Source organism: Cryobacterium sp. Hz7 (assembly GCF_004402815.1).
Taxonomy (GTDB): domain Bacteria; phylum Actinomycetota; class Actinomycetes; order Actinomycetales; family Microbacteriaceae; genus Cryobacterium; species Cryobacterium sandaracinum.
This window is the reverse complement of record NZ_SOFB01000053.1, coordinates 77,978-97,411: the sequence shown is the minus strand read 5'-3', so window position 1 is coordinate 97,411 and position 19,434 is coordinate 77,978. Positions and strand designations below refer to the sequence as shown.

At 68.4% G+C, this 19,434-nt stretch carries 14 protein-coding genes; 6 read left to right on the top strand and 8 right to left on the bottom strand.

Annotation, left to right across the window (positions count from 1 at the left end; all coding sequences use genetic code 11):
• Window positions 1-51: 51 nt before the first annotated feature.
• Entirely contained in the window at window positions 52-927 is an 876-nt protein-coding gene (locus tag E3N86_RS13065) for an acyl-CoA thioesterase II (RefSeq protein WP_233191540.1), read from the bottom strand.
• Window positions 928-1,005: 78 nt separating this feature from the next.
• On the opposite strand from E3N86_RS13065, the gene E3N86_RS13060 reads away from it, so the two are divergent.
• Window positions 1,006-1,683: a hypothetical protein gene (locus E3N86_RS13060; RefSeq protein WP_104103304.1), complete on the top strand. Its 678-nt coding sequence runs from the start codon at window positions 1,006-1,008 to the stop codon at window positions 1,681-1,683.
• A gap of 85 nt (window positions 1,684-1,768) precedes the next feature.
• On the opposite strand, the gene E3N86_RS13055 is transcribed toward E3N86_RS13060, so the two are convergent.
• Window positions 1,769-2,848, bottom strand: a complete 1,080-nt coding sequence (locus tag E3N86_RS13055) for a nitronate monooxygenase family protein (RefSeq protein ID WP_134374208.1) — start codon at window positions 2,846-2,848, stop codon at window positions 1,769-1,771.
• A 70-nt stretch (window positions 2,849-2,918) separates the two neighbouring features.
• Window positions 2,919-4,484, bottom strand: a complete 1,566-nt coding sequence (locus E3N86_RS13050; protein ID WP_134512114.1) for a PucR family transcriptional regulator — start codon at window positions 4,482-4,484, stop codon at window positions 2,919-2,921.
• A 144-nt stretch (window positions 4,485-4,628) separates the two neighbouring features.
• On the opposite strand from E3N86_RS13050, the gene gabT reads away from it, so the two are divergent.
• The 3 genes from gabT (at window position 4,629) to E3N86_RS13035 (ending at window position 9,036) form a co-directional block, all read left to right on the top strand.
• Window positions 4,629-5,990: a 4-aminobutyrate--2-oxoglutarate transaminase gene (gene gabT / locus E3N86_RS13045; RefSeq protein WP_134374204.1), complete on the top strand. Its 1,362-nt coding sequence runs from the start codon at window positions 4,629-4,631 to the stop codon at window positions 5,988-5,990.
• A gap of 164 nt (window positions 5,991-6,154) precedes the next feature.
• Window positions 6,155-7,618, top strand: coding sequence for an NAD-dependent succinate-semialdehyde dehydrogenase (locus E3N86_RS13040; protein ID WP_104103314.1), 1,464 nt, complete (start codon window positions 6,155-6,157; stop codon window positions 7,616-7,618).
• A 23-nt stretch (window positions 7,619-7,641) separates the two neighbouring features.
• A complete protein-coding gene (locus E3N86_RS13035; protein ID WP_370247235.1) occupies window positions 7,642-9,036 on the top strand; it encodes a flavin monoamine oxidase family protein in 1,395 nt (464 codons plus the stop codon).
• A gap of 130 nt (window positions 9,037-9,166) precedes the next feature.
• Here the strand turns inward: E3N86_RS13035 and E3N86_RS13030 are convergent, their stop codons facing one another.
• From E3N86_RS13030 to pepN, 3 genes are all read right to left on the bottom strand, one after another.
• Entirely contained in the window at window positions 9,167-9,625 is a 459-nt protein-coding gene (locus E3N86_RS13030; RefSeq protein WP_134374200.1) for a globin, read from the bottom strand.
• A complete protein-coding gene (locus tag E3N86_RS13025; protein ID WP_134512113.1) occupies window positions 9,615-10,829 on the bottom strand; it encodes a mechanosensitive ion channel family protein in 1,215 nt (404 codons plus the stop codon). Before E3N86_RS13025 ends, E3N86_RS13030 begins: the two co-directional genes overlap by 11 nt.
• Window positions 10,830-11,125: 296 nt before the next feature.
• Window positions 11,126-13,669, bottom strand: coding sequence for an aminopeptidase N (gene pepN, locus E3N86_RS13015; protein WP_134374284.1), 2,544 nt, complete (start codon window positions 13,667-13,669; stop codon window positions 11,126-11,128).
• A gap of 547 nt (window positions 13,670-14,216) precedes the next feature.
• Between pepN and E3N86_RS13010 the strand changes: the two genes are divergently transcribed.
• Window positions 14,217-15,026, top strand: a complete 810-nt coding sequence (locus E3N86_RS13010) for a GNAT family N-acetyltransferase (RefSeq protein ID WP_134374196.1) — start codon at window positions 14,217-14,219, stop codon at window positions 15,024-15,026.
• Between the two features lie 378 nt (window positions 15,027-15,404).
• On the opposite strand, the gene E3N86_RS13005 is transcribed toward E3N86_RS13010, so the two are convergent.
• Window positions 15,405-16,907, bottom strand: coding sequence for an SDR family NAD(P)-dependent oxidoreductase (locus E3N86_RS13005; protein ID WP_134343120.1), 1,503 nt, complete (start codon window positions 16,905-16,907; stop codon window positions 15,405-15,407).
• A gap of 126 nt (window positions 16,908-17,033) precedes the next feature.
• The gene (locus E3N86_RS13000; protein WP_233191541.1) at window positions 17,034-18,620 is read right to left on the bottom strand and encodes an MFS transporter; all 1,587 of its coding nucleotides are present in this window, start codon (window positions 18,618-18,620) and stop codon (window positions 17,034-17,036) included.
• A gap of 186 nt (window positions 18,621-18,806) precedes the next feature.
• On the opposite strand from E3N86_RS13000, the gene E3N86_RS12995 reads away from it, so the two are divergent.
• Window positions 18,807-19,433 (top strand): DsbA family protein, encoded by a 627-nt coding sequence (locus E3N86_RS12995; RefSeq protein WP_134374194.1) that lies wholly within the window; start codon window positions 18,807-18,809, stop codon window positions 19,431-19,433.
• The last annotated feature ends 1 nt before the right edge of the window (window position 19,434 follow it).

The following is a 19,434-nucleotide window of genomic DNA, read 5'->3' as shown; positions in this document are numbered from 1 at the left end:
TCGGGCGGGCGTATAGAGATGCTCAGAGACGCTCAGAGCATGTGAGAGAGGCTACTCTGCGTTCGTGGGCACGCGCAGCATGCCCTCCTGCGCGACCGTGGCGAGAAGCAGGCCCGCCCGGCTGTAGATGCTGCCGGTGGAGAGCCCGCGTCCACCCTGGGCGGTCGGGGAATCCTGTACGTAGAGCATCCACTCGTCGACCCGGCCGAAGCGGTGGAACCACATGGCGTGGTCCAGGCTCGCAACCTTGAGCCCGGGTGTGGCCCAGGCCACGCCGTGGCGACGCATGACAGGCTCCATGATCGAGTAGTCGCTGGCGTATGCCAGCGCGGCGCGGTGCAGGTCAGGGTCGTCGGGCAACGGGCCCATGGTCTTCATCCACACGGCCTGGCGAGAGGTGTGCTCGCCGTCCACCTTGAGGTAGATCGGCGACGGCAGGTGCCGCATGTCGAACGGACGCTCGTTCGCCCAGTAGCGGGCGATGGAGTGGTCGACCTGGGCCAAAGCATCCGCCGCCGTCGGCAAGGACTCCGGGTCGGGCATATCGGTTGGCATCTCGATCTGGTGCTCGAGGCCTTCATCACCGTCCTGGAACGAGGCGATCATCGACAGGATCGGATGCCCGTCCTGATAGGCCTGCGTGCGGCGGGTGGAGAAGGAGCGGCCGTCGTGGATGCGATCGACGGAGAAGGTGATCGGCTGGCCCACGTCGCCGGGGCGCAGGAAATAGCCGTGCATCGAGTGCACATGGCGGTCGTCGGGAACCGTGCGCATCGCGGCGACCAGTGACTGGGCGAGCACCTGCCCGCCGAAAACGCGGCCGAGCGGCATCCACTGCGACGGCCCGGTGAAGATGTCCTCGCTGGTGCGGGCGCCCGTGTCGGTGAGGTCCAGGGCGGTTAGAAGGCCCTCCATCGGCAAGTCCATGTGGCCTCCTCAGGCGCGTGGCGGAGCAGACGCGCGCACCGGTGTGACGCGCGCCGTACCTTGGTAGTTTAGGAGCAGATGAGTAAGTCATTTTCTCTCCCAGAGTCCCTGTCCCTTCGCGACCTCCAGGTCTACCTCTCCCGCGCTAGCCGGGTGGAGGACGGTTCCGTGCGCCTCATTCAGGCCGCGGGGGTGCTCGCTGTCTACACCGCGATCCTCTACCCGCGCGGTCTCCTCGACTCCAGCCCGACCGTGCTGGGCCTGCGCACCTTCGCGCTCACCGCACCGGTCGAGCTCGACGCGGTCGTTCCCGTGCGCTCCCTGCTGGACCGCCTCGCCCGCCTCACCGCGGCCGTGCTGGAGGACGAGGCGACAGTGACCGTAACCGTGCCGCTGGAAGTGACCACCGTGACCTGGGCCGGTATCTCGCCGCCCCAAGGCGGCTGGACCCTGCTCGGTGAAACGGATGCCGCCCTGCTCGACGGTGCGGCGCAGGCCGGCATTGAGGAAGTCGCCGCCGTCATCCCGGCGGGAACCGGCGGGCAGATCGTGCAGCGGGTGCGCTCCGAAGTCTGGAGCCGCCCGATCCCCGGCCTGGAAATCGTGCCGGCCGGCGCCGCCTTCGCGGCCGTCAGCCTCGGTTTCCTGCCGAAAAACGAGCCCGTGCGCCTGTTCGAGACGGGCCTGTGGACCCGGCTGAGCACGAGCCGCGGCCACATCCTCGTGCGTCGCAAGCCCTGGTCGCTGAGCCGCTGACTATTCGCTGGGTGTTCGCACCGTGCCCCGAACGAATTCGACGGAGATTTTGCCCGGATCGGCCTTAAACTGGCCGAGAATCGGCTCAAACATCAAAATCTCCGTCGAATTGGTTCGACACCGGTCGCTGACTCGGCGACACGCGGGCGTCCTGCCACAGCCGGGTGAGCACGTCGGCCGCCGGTTCTGCGCGGGCAGAGCGGAAGCCGGTGCCCGCCCAGAGGGCGAGTCCGTCGGCGTCGCCGCGTCGACCCGCATCCGCCCTGAGGCCACTGGTGAGATGGTTCACCTGAGGATAAGCCCGGGGCGCGGTGGCGTCGTGCTCGATGATGAACGCGTTGCGCAGCCCCCGTGCCGGACGCCCGGAGAACGCGCGCGTGACCACGGTGCGATCAAAGTTCGGGTCGACGAGCGCGTCCTTGTGCGCCTGCTGGGCGCCGGACTCCGCGGTGCGGAGGAACGCCGTGCCCAGTTGCACGGCGTCCGCGCCGGCCGCCAGGAGCGTCGCGATCCCGGCACCGGAGTGGATGCCCCCGGCCGCGATGAGCGGCAGAACCACCAGGTCCGAAATGGCGCGGACCAGTACGATCAGGGGAGTGGTCTCCGGTTCTTCGGCCGTCGTGAAGGTCGCCCGGTGTCCGCCTGCTTCCGGGCCCTGCACGCAGAGCACATCGACTCCGCGTTCCTCCGCGAGAACCGCCTCCCGAACCGAGGTGACCGTGGCGATCACGCACGCGTCGACGGCGTGCAAACCGTCCACGGCCTCGGCCGGCGGTAACCCGAAGGTGAACGACACCACGGGGACTCGGTGCCCGATGAGAAGGGACACCTTGGCGGAGAACCAGTCATCGTCCGCGGCCAGTGTCGGGGGCAATTCCACGCCGTGTTCCAGCGCGGTCGCTGCCAGGCTCCGGCGGTAGGCATCGACTCCGGCCTGGTCGGTCAGTGGTGGCCCGGGAACGAATACGTTCACGCCGTACGGCGGCCGCGAGCCCTGGTGCACGTCGGCGATCTGCCGGGCCAGCGCATCCGGGGTCTTGTACCCGGCGGCCAGGAACCCGAGGCCGCCCCCCGCGCTGAGGCTGCGCACCAGGGCTGGGGTGGACGCGCCACCGGCCATGGGTGCCGCGATGATCGGAATGCGAAGGTCCTTCAGACTGAACATTGTCTCTTTCCGGTGTGTGGTTGCTTGCGTCACAGTGTGCGAGCCGCCTCGTGCGTGCGGTGTTTCCGGCCTATCCCGCCGACGCCAGCAGCGCCGCCCAGAGGTCGGCGCGGGCGTGGAAGGCGCCGAGGTCCCGCCCGAGCAACTGCTCGGCGTGGCTGATCCGGCCGCGCACGGTGTGTCGGTGCACGCCGAGCTCCGTCGCGGCCGGGCCGAACTGGCCGTTGCGCTCGAGCCACACCCGCAGGGTGGGGAGCAGCGCCGTGCCGTGGGCGGCATCGTGGTCGGAGAGCGGCCGGAGGGTGGCGCGGCCGACCTCCGAGGCATCCGTTCGGGCCAGGAACGCGAGCACGCCCTGCCGTGAGATCACCTCGAATTCGACGATGCCCGCCGCGCCTTCGTGGGCGCGCTCGAGCGCCTGTCGGGCCTGGGCCGCCGCGTGCGGCAGGGCACGATAGGCGCTCCGGTCGGAGACGCCCACGTGCAGCCCGAGGCCCACCAGCTCGGCGAGCACCGGATCGGCGGCGACATCGAGGATGAGCAGCACCTGGCCGCCGTCGCGGGCGAAGAACAGGTACCCGGAACGTTCCTCGACCCGCAGTTCGAGCAGCTCGGCCAGAGCGTCCAAGCGTTCGGGCGGCGGGGAGACGACGGCGACCCGTACCGGCTCGGCCGGGAGGGCACCCCAGAGCTCCCGGGAGATGCTCTGCACCAGCGGGAGGTCGCCGCCGAGCAGCGCCTGCAGCAGCCCGGACCGCAGGTGGCCGCGGGCGCGACCCTGGGCGCTGTTCTGCTCGAGCGCGAGCCCGGCGAGGGCGATGACGCTGGTCACCACCTGCTGGCTGGCCTGGTCGAGCAGGGTGCCGCCCCCGAGGGCCAGCACCCCGCGCAGCTGGCCCTGCCTCCCCAGGGTCTGCAGGGTCAAAGTCTCGCCGCCCTCGTCGAGGGTGGTGCCGGCCCGCTGCCCGCGGCGGAGCAGCCGGCCGGCCTCCGCCTGCACCTGCGGCAGGGCGGTGGAGGAGGCGGAACCGGAGAACGCGTCGCGGGGGAAGACCCGGTCGAGCGTGCCGCTCGCGTCGAAGAGCGCGACCCAGTGGCCCAGCTGCCGGGACAGCTCGCTAAGAATGTTGCTCAGGCCGTCGGGTCGGAGGGCCGCGTGCGAGATGGCCCGCTGGGCGTCCAGCGCCCAGGTGTTGCGGGCATAGCGCAACTCGGCGACCAGGTCGCCGGCCGCGCGGGCCACCGCGATGAACGGAGTGTCATAGGGCACCTCGATCAGGGGCAGCCCCTCGGCAAGGCAGGCCGCAACGAGGGCCTCCGGCGTGCCGGCGCGCACGACCTCCGTGCCGAAGCCGAGACAGGCGATGCCGCGGGCCGTGAGCCGGCGCACGTAGTCGCGGTAGTAGGCATCCGTCATCGGGTCGGCGAACTGGGTGCCGGTGGTGAGGAGCACCTGGCTGGCGGAGAGAAACGGCGTCGGGTCGGCCAGGTCGGAGCCGTGCACCCACTCCACGGGCTGGTCGAGCGCGTGTGCCGGCAGCTGCGGCTCGGCCGTGAGCAGGCGCAGCTGGAGGCCGGGCTGGGCCAGCAGGCGGCGCACGGTGGGCAGGAGCGGCGGGGCCAGGTTCGGAGCCATGCGACGAGTGTACAACGTGGCGAAAGTTCACCCGCGCGTTGTACACGGTGCCAGATGTTGCGGGTGGCCGCCCTGCGTAGCCTTCTGGAATCGGTATCGTCGCCGGCCCCGCGCCGATGCAACAGCCAGCGAACTGGAGCAGCAATGACCCTCGTAGACGCCCTTTCTGTGATCCCGGTCGGCGGGCCGTCCCTTCCCCAGGAACGCCGCCTCGTCACCGCCATCCCCGGCCCGAAGTCCCAGGAGCTCGGACGTCGCAAGATCGAGGCCGTCTCCGCCGGGGTGGGAGTGACCCTGCCTGCCTATATCGTCGCGGCCGGCGGCGGTGTGCTTGTCGACGTCGACGGCAACTTCCTGATCGACCTCGGCAGCGGCATCGCCGTGACCGGCATCGGAAACAGCGCCCCCGAGGTCGTGGCCGCCGTGGCCGCCCAGCTGGCCCAGTTCACGCACACGTGCTTCACCGTGACGCCCTACGACTCGTACATCGAGGTAGCCGAGATGCTCAACCGGCTCACCCCGGGCGACCACGCCAAGCGCAGCGCCCTGTTCAACTCCGGCGCCGAGGCCGTGGAGAACGCCGTCAAGATCGCCCGGCACTACACCGGCAAGCAGGCCGTCGTCGCCTTCGACCACGCTTACCACGGCCGCACCACCCTGACCATGGGCCTCACCGCGAAGAACCAGCCGTACAAGAATGGCTTCGGCCCCTTCGCCGCGGAGATCTACCGGGCACCCATGTCGTACCCCTACCGCGACGCCGGACTCGACGGGGTAGGGGCCGCCCGGCGCGCCATTTCCCAGATCGAGAAGCAGGTCGGCGCCGACAACCTGGCCGCCCTGATCATTGAGCCGATCCAGGGTGAGGGCGGCTTCATCGTGCCCGCACCCGGCTTCCTTCCCACCCTGGTGGACTGGTGCCGCGCGAACGAGGTCGTCTTCATTGCCGACGAGGTGCAGACCGGATTCGCCCGCACCGGCGACCTCTTCGCCAGCAACCACGAGGGCATCGTGCCTGACCTGATGGTGATGGCCAAGGGCATCGCCGGCGGCCTGCCGCTCTCCGCCGTCACCGGCCGCGCCGAGATCATGGACGCACCGCAGGTCGGTGGCATCGGCGGCACCTATGGCGGCAACCCGCTCGCCTGCGCCGCGGCCCTGGCCACCATGCGCAGCTATGAGACCGAGAACCTGGCCCAGCGCGCCCGTGAAATCGGCGCCATCCTGACCGAGCGGCTGAACGCCATCCGTGCCGTCGACAAGCGTGTGGGCGATGTGCGCGGCCGCGGCGCCATGATCGCCATCGAACTGGTCGACCCGGTGACCGGAGACCCGGATGCCGCCCTCACCGGCCGCGTCGTGGCTGCCGCCCACGCCATGGGCGTCGTGCTGCTCACCTGCGGCACCTACGGCAACGTGATCCGCTTCCTGCCGCCTCTGAGCATCTCCGACGACCTCCTCGTCGAGGGCCTGCAGGTGCTGGTGAGCGTGCTCGCCGCCGCATGAGCCCTGGCTCCGCGGTCTCCTGCCCGAAGCCGACGGGGGCACAGGGCGATCAGTCATACTGGGGGAACGCCGCGGGGAGGGTGGCGGAAACGCCCGTTCTGCACGGCCTCCACCCCTGATCAAAACTTCATTCGCATTTCCCGTATCGCATCGGAAAGAGTCTCATCGTGTCCACTCGTGAAACCGAACTGCTCGCCCGCGTCCCGGACGGCCTCTACATCAACGGCACCTGGCAGCAGGGTGGCGGTAAGGCCATCGAGGTCACCGACCCGGCGACCGGTGCTGTGCTCAAACGGATCGCGAACGCGGATGCCGCCGACGGCATCCGTGCCCTCGATGCGGCCGTCGAGGCGGCCGAGTCGTGGGCGGCTACCGCGCCGCGTACGCGGGCCGAGATCCTGCGCCGGGCCTTCGACTTGCTGCAGGAGCGCCGCGATGATTTTGCGCTGCTGATGACCATGGAGATGGGCAAACCTCTCGCCGAGGCTAATGGAGAGGTCACCTACGGCGGCGAGTTCCTGCGCTGGTTCAGCGAGGAGGCCGTGCGCATCAGCGGTCGCTTCGGGCTGAACCCGGAGGGAACCGGCACGATGGTTGTCTCTCAGTATCCGGTCGGACCGTGCCTGCTGATCACTCCGTGGAACTTCCCGCTGGCCATGGCCACCCGCAAGATCGCCCCCGCGCTCGCCGCCGGCTGCACGGTCGTCGTGAAGCCCGCCGAGCTGACCCCGCTGACCACCCTCTTCTTCGTGCAGCTGCTCGAAGACGCCGGGGTACCGGCCGGCGTCGTCAACGTGATCACCACGTCGACCTCTTCCGCCGTTGCCGGGCCGATCATCGCCGACCCCAGGCTGCGGAAACTCAGCTTCACCGGGTCGACCCCCGTGGGCCGCAAGCTCATTCAGCAGGCGGCCCAGGGTGTGCTGCGCACCTCGATGGAGCTCGGCGGCAACGCCCCGTTCGTCGTCTTCGAAGACGCCGACCTGGACAAGGCCGTCGAGGGCGCGATGCTCGCCAAGTTCCGCAACATCGGGCAGGCCTGCACCGCGGCCAACCGTTTCATCGTGCACGAGTCCGTCGCCGCCGAGTTCGCCCGCCGCCTGACCGAGCGTGTCGGCGCGCTGAAGATCGGCCGCGGCACCGAAGCCGGCGTCACCATCGGCCCGCTCGTCAGCGAGGCTGCCGTCGCCGGCACCGATGCCCTCGTGCAGGACGCGCTGGCCCACGGCGCCACCCTGCTCGCCGGCGGCAAGCGCCCCGAAGGCGCCGGCTCCTTCTACGAGCCCACCGTGCTGACGGACGTGGCCCCGGCCAGCGCCCTCCTGACCGAGGAGATCTTCGGCCCGGTCGTTGGCATCGTCACCTTCGCCGACGAGGCCGAGGGCGTGCGTCTGGCGAACTCCACCGAGTACGGCTTGATCAGCTACGTGTACACCCAGGACCTCGCCCGCGGGCAGCGGATGATCGCCAAGCTTGAAACCGGAATGATGGGTCTGAACACGGGCCTGGTCTCCAACGCGGCGGCACCGTTCGGCGGTGTCAAGCAATCCGGTCTGGGCCGCGAAGGCGGGCTCGAGGGCATCCAGGAGTACCTGTCCACCAAGTACACGCTCATCCCGGTCTCCTGACCGGCGACGTACCTGTTTTTCACCTGCTTCCCCACCACCAGAACGCAATGGAGCACTTCTTGAGCATCATCGAACGTGACATCGTCATTATCGGCGCGGGGGCATCCGGCCTGACCGCCGCGACCGAGCTGCGGAAGGCCGGCCTCACCGTGGCCGTGCTCGAAGCGCGAGACCGCGTCGGCGGCCGCCTCCACACCGACGACATCAACGGTGCCATGCTCGAGATCGGCGGCCAGTGGGTTTCGCCCGATCAGGACGCACTCAAGGAGACCATCGCCGAGCTGGGCCTCGAGACCTTTGCGCGGTACCGCGAGGGCGAAAGCGTCTACATCAACGCCGCGGGGGAGCGAACCCGGTTCGAGGGCGAGATCTTCCCGGTCTCGGCCGACACCGAGCGCGAGATGGTGGCCCTGATCGCCACTCTCGACGAGCTCGTGGACCAGATGGACCCCGACCGTCCCTGGGCACACCCGCGTGCGGTGGAGCTCGACCAGATCTCCTTCCGGCGCTGGCTGGAGCAGGAGACCGACGACCAGGAGGCCCGCGACAACATTAGCCTCTTCATCGCCGGGGCCATGCTGACCAAGCCGGCGCACGCTTTTTCCACGCTGCAGGCCCTCCTGATGGCGGCCAGCGCCGGCAGTTTCAGCAACCTCGTCGACGCCGACTTCATCCTCGACGAACGGGTCGTGGGCGGGCTGCAGCGGGTGCCGATCCTGCTGGCCGAGAACCTCGGTGACGACGTATTCCTCGGGCAGGCCGCCCGCACCGTGCGCTGGGGCGACGCCGGCGTGAGTGTGCTCACCGACGACCTCGAGGTGCGTGCGCGTCGCGTGATCGTTGCCGTTCCTCCCGTGCTCTACACCCGGATCTCCTTCGATCCGCCGCTGCCACGCCGCCAGCAGATGATGCACCAGCACCTCTCGATGGGCTTCGTGATCAAGGTGCACGCGGTCTACGAGACCCCGTTCTGGCGGGAGGACGGCCTCTCCGGCACGGCCTTCAGCCCCTACGAGCTCTCCCACGAGGCCTACGACAACACCAATTTCAACGACCCGCGCGGCACTTTGGTCGGCTTCGTCTCCGACGAGGCCGCCGATGGCGTGTTCACCGTCTCGGCGGAGGAGCGCAAGCAGCGCATCCTCACCTCGCTCTCGCACTACTTCGGCCAGAAGGCACTGACGCCCGTCGTCTACTACGAGAGCGACTGGGGCACGGAAGAGTGGACCCGCGGCGCCTACGCGGCGAGCTTCGACCTGGGCGGGCTGGCTCGCTTCGGCGCGGACCTGCGCACACCGGTTGGCCCGATCCTGTTCTCCTGCAGCGACCTCGCCGGAAAGGGCTACCAACACGTCGACGGCGCAATTCGGATGGGACGCGCAACGGCCGCGGAGATCGTCGCCGAGCTCGACTTGTAAAGCAGGCGCGGCGGCATCCGTCGGCCGGCCTGGTTCGGTCGGCCTGTGTCTCGCGGCGCAGATTGCAGAAGCGGGCGCACGGTAGAACGTGCGCCTGCGTCCCAAGGGTGCGCCGAGAGCGGGTGCGCTGCTACTCGTCGAAGGTATTGAGCATTGCGAAGGCCGCGCGCTCGAGGTAGTCCCAGAGCTGGTCGCGCTGCAGCGGTGCAAGAGCGGCCTTGTCGACGGCGGCGCGCATGTGGTTCAGCCAGCGGTCGCGGGAATCCGGGTTCACCTTGAAGGGCTGGTGCCGTTGGCGCAGCCGCGGGTGGCCGCGCTGCTCGCTGTAGGTGGTCGGGCCACCCCAGAACTGCTCGAGGAACATGGTCAGACGCTCGGCGGCCGGGGCCAGGTCGTCCTCGGGGTACATCGGCTTCAGTACCGGGTCGGTGGCGACGCCGCGATAGAACTCGTTCACCAGATTCTCGAAGAACGGCCTACCGCCGACCTGCTCGTAGAACGTGGCGCCGATCGCGGTGCCGTTCTCGCCCGCGCGCAGGTGGACCGCACCGGGCGTGGCAGGAGTGGGGGCGCCGGCGTCATTCGTCATCGTGAGTCTCCGGATCTGGTGCCGTGTGCGTGGGTGCCTCGGTCTTGGGTGTCGGGGCCGTGGGCACAGCCGGGTCTGTACCGGAAACATCCGCTGACGCTGCGCGTGGGTGGGCCTCCTGGGGCAGCGCGGTCGCGGCGTTCTTGGGTCGGCGGGGTGCGCGGGGAGCCTTTTTCTTCCGCACCGGGATCGGGGCCGTGAACGGGCCGGTGGTGAGGTCCGGCATGGCCGCGGCTGCTTCCGCGGCCGCGTCGGGCGTTCCCTCGGAGCCGGGGTCGGAGCCGGCGGCGACCGTGCCATCCGTGCCGGCCATGACCACGCTGTTGAGCGGAGTCAGACCGATGCCGAGCCCGTCCAGCGCCTTCTTCAGGTGCAGGCGCAGGTCGCGGGCGAAGTCCCACTTCGCCGCCACCCGGGTCTTGACGACGAGGCGCACGACGAGGGCCTCGGCGGAGATCGACTCGAGTCCCCAGATCTCCGGCTTCTCCAATATCACCGACCGCCACTTGCGGCTGGAGGCGAGCGCCTTCGCGACGCGCAGCAACTCGTTCTGCACCGCCTCGACATCGGACGAGTAGGGGATGGCGAGGTCGATGATCACGCGCGCCCAGCCCTGGGACATGTTGCCGACGCGCAGGATCTCACCGTTGCGCACGAACCACAGAGTGCCGTCGATGTCACGCACCTGGGTGACACGGATGCCGACGGTCTCCACGACCCCGGAAGCGAAGCCCACGTCGACGATGTCGCCCACGCCGATCTGGTCCTCCACGACCATGAACAGCCCGTTCAGGATGTCCTTGACGATGTTCTGCGCGCCGAAACCGAGACCGGCGCCGAGCGCGGCCGTCAGCAGGGCGAAAGAGCCCAGGATTTCATTGTTGATGATGTTGACGATCAGCAGGATAGTCACGATCAACAGGGTCACGTTGATGATATTCGAGAGCACCGAACCGAGGGTGCGGGTGCGCTGCACGACGCGCACGGCGGCTAGCGGCGAAACGCTCAGCGCCTGCGTGTCCTCCACGTTCTGTGTCTTCTTGACCCCCGTGACGATCTGTTGCACGACGCGGTCGATCACGAAGCGCAACACCCACCGGATGACCAGCGCGGCCACAATGATGACGACGATATTGATGACCCTGAGCCACAGGTCGATTTTGAAAAATTGAATCAGTTCAAGCCAGATTGCGTCAAAGTCCATAACGATCCGAGTCTACAGAGCCGCGTCCTGTCCAAGTCCTGAGTCCGCGGCTCCGCACCCAGCCGCACCCTGTTGACCCCTGCCACCCGCCCGAACGAATTCGACGGAGATTTCTACCCAGGTGACGAGCTGAACCGGTTTTGTGCGGCTCGGGGAGCAGAATCTTTGTCGAATTTATTAGGGGCGAGGGCGAGGGTGGGAGCGAGAGCGAGAGCGGGGGTGGGGACGGGGGCGAGGGCGAGGGCGGATGCGGCGTGGGGCACGAACGGCGCGGGCGGGCGGATGCCTCGGCGCGGCTACTCCGCGTCGCGCGCCTGGGCGGCGAGGGCGCGTTCGACCCCGGCCAGGTTCTCGATCACCAGGCGACGCAGTGCGAGCGGCTCCGGGTTGGCGTCGAGCCACTTTCGCGTCGCGGTGACGAGCGCCCGGTCAGCCAACGGCGCCGGGTATAGGCCGAGCACCAGCTTTTCCGCGATGGAGAAGCTGCGGGCGGCCCAAACCGGCTGCAACATGGCGAAGTACTGCTCGACGAACGGCTCCAGCAACGTGGTGTCGTTGGCCCGTAGGAAACCGGCTGCCGTGACCCGCACGATGGTGTTCGGCGCGGTGTCCACGTCGATCAGAGACGACCAGGCGGACTGCTTGCCCTCCAGGGTGGGGATGGCGGCGCGGGCCTGCGCGGCCGACTGGGCGCCGGTCGCGGTGTTGTCCGCGGCCAGTGCTGCGTCGATCTCGACCGCGTCGGCCTTGCCGCCGGCTACGAGGGCGATGAGCAGCTCCCAGGAGAGGTCGGTGTCGATCTCGAGGCCGTCGAGCGGCGCCGTGCCACCACGCAGCGCGGCAACGGATGCCAGCTGGCTGTCGGTGGTCGCGATGGCGGCGAAGAACTTCACGAACTGGAACTGCTCGTCGCTGCCGGCGTCGGCGTGGCGGGCGAGGGACCAGAGCGCGTCACCGACCTCCTTGACTGTACTCGTACGGAATTCCTCGGCGACGTAGTACGAGGCGGCGAGCACAACCTGGCCGAGCACGGTGCGCAGCGTGGTGGACTCGGATTCCGTCGCGACGTTGCCGAGCACAAGCGTGATGAAGTCGCGCGCCGAGGTCTCGGCGTCGCGGGTGGCGTCCCAGACCGCGCCCCAGATGATGGCGCGGGCGAGGGGGCTCTCGATCGCGGAGAGGTTCTCGAGGGCCACCTCCTGCGATTCCGGGTCGAGGCGGATCTTGGCGTAGGCCAGGTCATCGTCATTGAGCAGAACGAGGTCGGGTTGTTGGCGGCCGAGCAGTGACGGGACATCCGTCTGCTCGCCGTCGACGTCGATCTCGATCCGGTGAGTGCGCACCAGGGCGCCGTCCACCCGGTCGTAAAAGCCGATGGCGAGGCGGTGCGGGCGGATGGTGGGGTAGTCGGCCGCGGCGGTCTGCAGCACCGTGAAGCCGGTGATGGCGCCGGACTTGTCCACGACGATCTCGGGACGCAGCGTGTTCACGCCCGCGGTCTCGAGCCACAGCTTCGTCCACTCGGTGAGATCGCGGCCGCTGGAGGCTTCGAGCAGGGCCATCAGGTCGGTCAGCTCGGTGTTGCCCCACTGGTGCTTCTGGAAGTACGCGGCGACGCCGGCGAAGAATTCATCGCGGCCGACCCAGGCCACGAGCTGCTTGAGCACGGAGCCGCCCTTGGCGTAGGTGATGCCATCGAAGTTGACCTGCACGTCTTCGAGGTCGTTGATCGTGGCGGTGATCGGGTGGGTGGAGGGCAGCTGGTCCTGCTTGTAGGCCCAGCTCTTCTCCATCACGGCGAAGGTGGTCCACGCTTCGGTCCACTCGGTGGCCTCGGCGGTTGCCATGGTCGACGCCCACTCGGCGAACGACTCGTTCAGCCACAGGTCGTTCCACCACTTCATGGTGACGAGGTCGCCGAACCACATGTGCGCCAGTTCGTGCAGCACGGTGACGACGCGGCGTTCCTTGATGGCGTCGGTGACCTTGGACCGGAACACGTACGTCTCCGTGAAGGTGACCGCGCCGGCGTTCTCCATGGCGCCCGCGTTGAATTCCGGCACGAACATCTGGTCGTACTTGTCGAACGGGTACGGGTAGTTGAACTTGCCCTCGAAGTATGCGAAGCCCTGGCGGGTCTTCTCGAACAGGTAATCCGCGTCGAGGAACTCGAACAGGCTTTTACGGCAGAAGAGCCCGAGCGGGATGACGCGGGCGTCGTTGGAGGTCAGCTCGCTGCGCACGACTGCGTAAGGGCCGGCGACGAGGGCAGTGATGTAGCTGGAGATGGTGTGGGTGGGGGCGAACGCCCAGGTCTTGTGGCCGCTGCCGGCATCCGTCGGCTCGGGCGTGACGGAGTTGGAGATGACTTCCCAGGCGCCGGGGGCGGTGACGGTGAAGGCGAACGTGGCCTTGAGGTCGGGCTGCTCGAACACGGCGAAGACGCGGCGGGAGTCGGGCACCTCGAACTGGCTGTACAGGTAGACCTCGTTGTCGACCGGGTCGACGAAGCGGTGCAGGCCCTCGCCGGTGTTCGTGTACTCGGCGTCGGCGACGACGGTGAGCGTATTCTCGGCGGCTAGGCCGTCGAGCTGAATCCGGATGCCGTCACTGACGAGTGAGGGGTCGAGCGCGGCGCCGTTCAGCGTCACCGAGTGCACGGTGCGGGTGATCGCGTCGATGAAGGTGGACGCGCCGGGCGTCGCGGTGAAGTGCACCGTGGTCTCGCTGCCGAACGTTTCCGGTCCGGTCGTGAGGTCGAGGGTGACCTCGTAGCTCTGAACGGTGATGAGCGCGGCGCGCTCCTGGGCTTCGATCCTGGTGAGGTTCTCTCCGGGCAACGGTTTCTCCATCTCGGTTTCGCGGTCTGCACGCGCGCCGACGCTTGTGGCGCCGCGCACCGACAATCAGCCTAGCCAAGGAATATGGTGTCTGCACGAGGGTAAGCACCGACCCGTGGGCCGCGACGGACGACCGGTACCGTGAGTTTGCTGACATGGGAGCGCGCGGCATGAGCGCCTGCTAAGAGGCGTGGGCGCACAAAGTGTCGGATGACCCGGCGACCTCCGCTCCGATCGCCGGTTCTCGGCTCTGAAACGGCTTCGTGCTCGCGCCCGATGCCGAACTCCTCGCAGTCCCCCGGCCGCATAGGCGGGCGCTGCACTGGCGGTGAGCAGGGACCGTCGCCCCGGCAGGTGAGCGGAGGCGTCGCCCGGTCGTGCGCGTGCGCTCACCCGTCATCCGGTGTCTGGTGTCCCGCGTCCGGTGTCGGGCGTGGAGTCAATTCGACGGAGATTCTGCGGAAAAGGGCGGATTAAGGCCTCCGTGGAGCCGTTTCGCGCAAAATCTCCGTCGAATTCGTTCTGGGCGGCTCTAGGGTTATCCACAATGACAACCCGAGACGCGCTCCGTGATGCCTACGACGCACAGCTTCGGCTCTGGGTTCCGACCGACCGGCCCACGGGCATCCGTTACGAACTGTCGGGCCCGGTTCTGCGGATCTTGGGACGGCACCAGGGGCTCGTCGAGACCGCTCGCGACGTGGGTGCGACCGGCGCGGCGCTCGACGCCCTGATCGCGGAGCACCGCGATTTCTTCGCTGCCCGCGGCGAGGCCTTCGAGTGGAAGACCCGCGGCCACGACCTGCCAGCCGATCTGCCGGACCGCCTGCTTGCGGCCGGCTTCGTGGCCGAGGAGCTGGAGACGGTCGTCGTCGCCGAGACCGAACGCCTGAACGCCGTGCCGGTGCTGCCGGTCGGCGTCACGATCAGGCAGGTCGACACCCGGGCCGACTTCGAGCGCATCGCCGCGCTGCAGTCGCAGGTCTGGGACGAGGACTACGCCTGGCTGGCCGACCAGCTGGAGGCCGGTGTGCGTGATGCCCCGGGCGACGTGCTCGTGTTCGTCGCCGAGGCCGGCGGCGTGCACGGCGGCGAGCTCGTCTCCTCGTGCCGGCTCGAGTTCACCCGCGGCACTGATTTCGCGGGACTCTGGGGTGGGTCGACCCTGGCCGCCTGGCGGGGCCGCGGCATCTACCGGGCGCTGGTGGCATACCGCGCGCGGCTCGCGCACCAACGCGGTGTGCGCTACCTGCAAGTGGATGCCTCCGACGATAGCAAACCGATCCTGCTGCGGCTGGGCTTTCAGGCCATCACGACGACGACCCCCTGGGTCTGGACCCCGCCGGCTCCTGACTGAGGTGCGGTTCGGCGGGGCGCGATCCCGGTGCCGGCACCCAGCGGCATCCGCTCGCCGCACCAAAATGGCCCGCACCATGTCGCCCGCCCGAACCAATTCGACGGAGATTCTGCCGAAACCAGGCCGCAACCGGCCGCCCGGGTGCGCAAACCTCAAAATCTCCGTCGAATTGGTGAGGGGCCTGCCGGCTGTCCTGCTGCCTGTCCAGCGCGCCGACGTGACTCGCCGACTCGACTCGCCGACTCGACCCGCCGACTCGCCGACTCGACCCGCCGACTCGCCGACTCGACTCGCCGACTCGACCCGCCGACTTGCAGGCCGACCCCGCCGACTTGACCCGCCGACTCGCAGGCCGACCCCGCCGACGACCTGCCCCGGCTACCAGGCGCCGGGCTTGTAGTCCTTGAGGAAGACGCCGCAGAGGTCCTCGCCGCCCTCGCCGCGCACAATCGGGTCGTAGACCCTCGCCGCGCCGTCGACCAGGTCGAGTGGGGCGTGGAAGCCCTCCTCGGCGAGGCGGATCTTGGTGGGGTGCGGCCGCTCGTCGGTGATCCAGCCGGTGTCGACGCTGGTCATCAGGATACCGTCGGACAGCATTTCCTTCGCGCTCGTGCGGGTGAGCATGTTCAGCGCGGCTTTGGCCATGTTCGTGTGCGGGTGGCCGGGCCCCTTGTAGCCGCGGCCGAACACGCCCTCCATCGCCGACACGTTCACAATGTAGGTGCGGCGGGCGTCGGATGCCGCGAGCGAGCCACGCAGACGGCTCACCAGCAGGAACGGGGCCGTGGTGTTGCACAGCTGCACCTCCAGCATCTCCAGCGGGTCGACGTCTTCCACGTTCGCGGTCCAGCTGTTTCGGGAGTGCAGGTCGGGCACGAGCCCGCCGGCGTCGATCGCGGTGCCGGCGGCGAGACGCGCGAGAGACGAGGAGCCCGGTGCGAGCGCCAGGGCGGTCAGGTCGTCGGCCGTGAGTGCGCCACTCGCTCCGGCTGCTGCGGCCAGGATCGGGTGGCTGGTGACGGATGCCGCGAGCGCGGTCGGGTGCGCGTCACTGGTGTGCCCGAACGTGACGATCTCCGGGATGACGCCCTCCGGCAGCGGCGACTGCTCGGCCTCGACCAGCATCGAGTAGGAGCCGGGGGAGCGGCGCACGGTCTGGGCGGCGTTGTTGATCAGGATGTCCAGCGGCCCGGCCGCGGCGACGGAGTCGGCCAGGCCGATCACCTGGGCCGGGTCGCGCAGGTCGATCCCGACGATGCGGAGACGGTGCAACCAGTCGGCCGAGTCCGGCATGGCGCTGAAGCGGCGCACCGCGTCGCGCGGGAACCGGGTGGTGATGGTGGTGTGGGCGCCGTCGCGCAGCAGGCGCAGGGCGATGTACATGCCGATCTTGGCGCGGCCGCCCGTGAGTAGGGCGCGCCTGCCGGTCAGGTCGGTGCGGGCATCCCGCTTCTCATGGCTCATCGCCGCGCAGGCAGGGCAGAGCTGGTGGTAGAAGGCGTCGACGAGGGTGTACTTCTGTTTGCAGATGTAGCAGGCCCGCGGCACGAGCAACTCGCCGGCCGACGCCCGGTCGGTGCCCAGGCGCAGCTGGGCGCCAATGGTCTCGTCGTCGATGCGGGTGGCGGCGCCGGTCGCGGTCGCGGCGATGACCTCCCGGTCGGCATCCGCAATCGCCTGCCGCTTCTCGCCGCGTCGCACCATCTTGACGGACTTGAACATCTTGGCGGTGGCCTGCCGCACGGTGACGAAATCGGGGTCTTCGGGGTCGATCTCGCTGAGCGAGGCGAGCACGCGCAGGGCGATCGCCATCTCGGCAGGGTCGATGCTGAGGGTGGACACGGCCCCGGGAGCGGGCTCGGTCGGAGGCGTCGTGGTCATCGAACAATTCTACGATGGCCCCCGCGATGGCCCGGCCCGGTGCACACAGCACACAGACCGGTGGCCCGGCGCGCCGAGACCAGGGTCTCCGCACGCCGGGCCACCGGTCGATGCAGCAGGGTGTCGCTAGACCTTCAGCGGCTCCGGCTCGGTTTCCGGCTCCGTCGCGAGCGATGAGAGATCCATCGACGAGGTCGGCGGCTCATAGGTCTCGTCGAACGGCATCTCGTCGGTGTCCAGGGCAGGGTTGTCATCCTGCGTGGCTACCAGTTCACGGGCCTCGAAAACCGAGTCCACGCTGGGCATCGAGCCGATCAGCGGACGCCCGGCAGACTCGCGCAGGAAGAAGATCGCGATTCCACCGATGACGGATGTCCCCATCAGGTAGTAAGCCGGCATCATGTCGTTCTCGGTCGTGGCGATCAGCGCCGCGATGATGAAAGGCGTCGTGCCACCGAAGATGGCCACCGAGAAGTTGTATGCGATGCCCATGGCACCGTAACGGCTTTCGGTCGGGAACAGCGCCGGCAGGGCCGAGGCGAGGTTGGAGACGTAGAACGTGACGGGCAGGGCGATCAGAGCCAGGCCGAGCAGCGTCGTCCAGATCTCGCCGACGCCGATCAGCATGAAGGCGGGGATGGAGAGCACTACGGCGCTGAGCGAACCCATCCAGAGCACGGGACGACGACCGATCTTGTCGGACAGGCGGCCGGCCAGGGGGATGCAGAGCGCCATGATAACGAGGATCGGGATGGTGAGCAGTGTCCCGTGCAGCTCGTCGTAGCCCTTGGTGGCGGTGAGGTAGGTCGGCATGTATGAGGTGAGCGCGTAGCCGAGCGTGTTGGCCGCGGCGACGAGGATCATGGCGACGATGATGCCGCGCCAGTGGTTCTTGAAAATGCTGACCGGGCTGTTGGACGGGGCGGACTCGTCGGAGAACGACGGGTCGGTCGCGGCCAGTTCCTTCGCGTCCAGGGTGGCCTGGAAGGTGGGGGATTCCTCGATCTTCAGACGGAACCAGATGGCGATCAGGCCGAGCGGTCCGGCGATCAGGAATGGGATGCGCCAACCCCAGTCTTCCATGACGGGCTGCCCGAGGGTGACCTGCAGGATGGACACGAGCGCGGCGCCGATGGCGAAGCCGAGGTAGCTGCCCATATCGAGCAGGCTGGCGAAGAAGCCGCGGTGCTTGTCGGGCGAGTGCTCGCTCACGAAGGTGGTCGCACCGGCGTACTCACCGCCGGTGGAGAAGCCCTGCACGAGTTTGGTGAAGACCAGCAGCGCGGCGGCGAGCATGCCCACCTGGGCGTAGCCGGGCAGCAGGCCCACGGCGAAAGTGGATGCCGCCATCAGGATCAGGGTCATCGACAGCACCTTCTGGCGGCCGATCTTGTCCCCGAGCCAGCCGAAGAACACACCACCCAGCGGACGGGCGATGAACGTCGCGGCGAAGGTGCCGAGCAGGAACAGGGTCTGCACGGTCGGGTCGGACTCGGGCAGGAACACCGGACCCATGGTCGTGATGAGGTAGCCGAACACGCCGACGTCGTACCACTCCATCGTGTTTCCCACGATGGTTCCGCCGAGGGCTTTCTTCAGCCTTGACTGATCGACCACGTTCACGTGCGACACCTTCAAGCGGCGCTGCAGGAGCGGATTCTTGGTCTTCACCGCCGTGCCGTCGGCACCGGAAAGTGAGCTGGTTCTGGGCATGGGAACTTCTCTCGTAGAGATCATGTTGCTGCGAAAAAAAGGGGCCCGCTTTCGGGCATAACGAACAATTTTAGTCGGAAATGGGCAACAACCAGACATTTTGCCGAGGATACCCTCTCTGGACAGGGGTTTACGTTCGGTCTCCGTCGGCGCTTTCCCAGCCGGGAGACACTTAGGCTGGGCCCCATGGCTGACTCTGTGAAGTTCTGGTTCGACCCCTCCTGCCCCTGGGCCTGGATGACCTCCCGCTGGGTGGAGGAGGTCTCCGCCCTGCGCGGTTTCGACGTCGAGTGGAAGGTGATGAGCCTCGCCGTCCTGAACGAGGACCAGGACGTGTCCGAGGAGTACCGCGCGTTCTTCCCCCGGGCTCTCAAGTACACCCGCCTGGTTGCTGCCGCACAGGAACTGCACGGCCAGAAAACGGTCAAGGCGCTCTACGATGCCCTGGGCGCCCGCATCCACCTCGGTGGCAGCACAAACCCCGACGAGGTCATTCCCGCCGCGCTCGCCGAGGTGGGCCTGCCGGCATCGTTCGCGGAGTGGGCCGACAGCGACCACTACGACGTGCAGATGCGCGCCAGCCACTTCGACGCCATGGAGCGGGTGGGCCAGGATGTCGGCACCCCCGTCATCGCCGTGAACGACGTGGCCTTCTTCGGCCCGGTCATCTCGCCCGCGCCGAGCGGAGATGCGGCGCTCAAGCTTTGGGACGGTGTGGTGGCCGTTGCCGGGTACGACGGTTTCTTCGAGCTGAAGCGCTCCCGCACCCGCGAGCCGATCTTCGCCGCGGCTGCGACGGTACCAGCCGAGTAAG